Origin of the sequence: Frateuria sp. (genome assembly GCF_013362045.1) — a bacterium.
Taxonomy (GTDB): Bacteria; Pseudomonadota; Gammaproteobacteria; order Xanthomonadales; family Rhodanobacteraceae; genus Frateuria_A.
In genome coordinates, this window is record NZ_JABFWW010000244.1 from 1 (window position 1) to 2405 (window position 2405).

2 protein-coding genes are annotated in these 2405 nt (G+C 70.5%); both read right to left on the minus strand.

What is annotated here, in order from left to right:
- Positions 1-95 precede the first annotated feature (95 nt).
- Entirely contained in the window at positions 96-1433 is a 1338-nt protein-coding gene (gene tssK / locus HOQ08_RS11690; protein ID WP_291194883.1) for a type VI secretion system baseplate subunit TssK, read from the minus strand.
- A gap of 150 nt (positions 1434-1583) precedes the next feature.
- On the minus strand, positions 1584-2405 hold an 822-nt coding region (gene tagH / locus HOQ08_RS11695), incomplete at its 5' end, for a type VI secretion system-associated FHA domain protein TagH (protein ID WP_291194886.1).

Sequence of the window (2405 nt, forward strand, 5' to 3'; positions counted from 1 at the left end):
CGGCGGGCGCGGCCGGCGCCGGTGCGCCGCGCGGACGCACCACGGTGGCGTCGCGCATGTCCTCGTCGAAGGGACCGTTGGTCGTGCTCATGGGGTCAGCTCCGGATCGCCCACAGTTGCAGGTCGAGGCCGGCGAACTCGCTGCCGAAATGGAAGGCGATGCCGCCGGAGGTCTTGAGCTCGCGCCACATCGGCGAATGCTTGTCGAACTCGAAATACAGGTAGCCCGCGTTGTAGGGGATCTGCCGCGGCGCCACCGGCATCGGCTGCACCGCGATGCCGGGCAGCTGCAGGTTGACCAGGTCGCGGATCTTCTCGGTCGGTCCGATCTTGGCGTGCGCGGGCAGCTGACGGCGCAGTTCCTCGGACTTCATGTCGGCCTTGGCCGAGAGCACGAAGGCGGCGGTGTCGAGCAGGGTCAGGTCCGGCACCACCGCGACCCATACGCCGTACTTGCGCGCCTGCAGCGGGATCGGCGTGGCGGTCTGCTCCATCACCGCGCTCAACGCGTTGCGCAGCGACACGATCACCGGCTCGAAGCTCTCCCGCAGCAGCTCGTGGCGGTACGGCGGAAACATCGGCGGACGCTTGCCCGGCGCGGTGAAGGTGGCGAGTTCCCCGGCCATCGCCACCAGCGTGCGATAGAAGGCTTCCGGATGCTGCAGCGGCGCCTCGGCCAGGTGCGCGACGAGCGGCTGGCAGCGGTTGACCACCTGCAGCAACAGGAAGTCGGCGATCTCGGCCGCGCCGCCGCGGTCGGTCAGCGCCACGCGGCTGGCCAGCGCCTCGCCGCGCTGGTGCAGCAGGCCCAGCAGTTCGGTGAGGAAAGTCACCAGCCGCGGTACCGCCTGGCAGGAGAGCGCGGTGGGCATGAACGACTCGTCCAGCACCACGCGGCGATCGGCGCGACACTCGACGATGCGCGCCACCGGAATCTGCGCCAGCCCCTCCATCGGCTGCGACTGCGGCAGCAGGCGGCAGCTCATGCCGCCCACTTCCAGCGGGGTCGTGCCTTCGACGCTGCCGGAGCTGTCGCGCACCTCGGCCTCGCGCACGCGATAGCGGAACAGCCGCTCGGCCGGCGCCTCGGGCCTCCCGCTGTCGGGCTGGGTGGGCGTGCGCAGCGGCAGGGTCAGGTAGACGGTCTGGTCGCGCCAGTTGGCGTCGATTTCCAGTGCGGACGGCAGCGGGTCGTCGCCGGGCATGGCGAACGGCGTGCCATCCGGGAAGATGCCGCGCGCACGGCGGATGCCGAGCTTGCCGATGGCCAGCAGGTCAGGCTCCAGCTCCAGTTCCTGGAAGCCCCAGGCGTAGGGGCGCAGGGCGCCGGCACGCAGTTCGACGAAACGCTCGAAGTAGCGCTCCTGCTGCTGCAGGTGCTGCGGCCGCAGGAACAGGCCCTCGCTCCAAACCACTTTGTTGTTCTGCGTCATGTGCGACCTGTCTGCTGCGCCCGCTGTCGGGCGTGTTCACCATGGACGACGGCCCTCTGACCCGCCCGGAAGAACGAAACCCTCGCTCTACCGGGTGCCGCGTGCCTTCCCTCTATTGCGTTTTCCCCGCCCGAAAAGCGCCATGCGCCCTCACCGCTGCCGTGCCCGCGCCGACTTCAGCCGCGCCAGCTGCTCCTCGTAGGCGCGCGCGAACTCGTCGCCGAACAGGCGGCGGAAGCATTCGTCCGGGTCCTTCGCCAGGCCTTCGAAATTCTCGCGGTAGCGCTCCCAGTAGCGGCTCTTGCCGCTGAAGGCCGAGCGCTTGCCGCCATCGACTTCCTGTTCGAGCCGGTCGGGGTTGAAGTGCGCCAGCACGGCCTCGAAGCCCGCGCGCACGCCGGCGAGCATCGCCATCTGGTGGCAGCGGATATCGTCGAAGGCGTCCTGGAAGGCGTCGGTGCCGGAGAGGAAGGCGCCGTTGGCGGGCGAGAGCAGTTTCTGCAGCGCCTCGTCCGCGGTCGGGGCGAACTTCAGCGGGTTGTTTTCCGAGCGCTGGATCAGCGTCACCGGCAGGCGGAAGGTGTTCTTGATCTCGGCCCGCGCGCGCAGCACGTCCATCACGCCGTCGACGACGATGCGGAAGATGGCGTCCAGCTCGGACGGCAGGCCGGCGGCAGGAACAGGCACGGCTGCAGGGGCGGCAAACGGTGCGGCCGCCGGTGCGGCGGCGATGGCCAGCGCAGGCGGCGGAGCCGGTGTAGGTGCGGGTGCGGTCCGGGGCGCGAAGTCGCCCATGGTCAGGTCCCAGTTCTCCGGCAGCGCATCGCGCTGGCCGGCGACGCCGGGTGGGTGGAAGTGGTCGGCCATGCCGCTGGAGTGGTTCCAACTGGCGGCCGGGGCGGGTGCGGATGCGGGCGGCGCGCCGAAGGGTTCGTCCAGGAAGGCCAGCGGATCCAGCGCACCGGCCGGCGC

What these genes read in the sequence shown, in the direction of transcription:
- tssK (WP_291194883.1), bottom strand. Translation starts at nt 1,433, where the DNA reads ATGACGCAGAACAACAAAGTGGTTTGGAGCGAGGGCCTGTTCCTGCGG.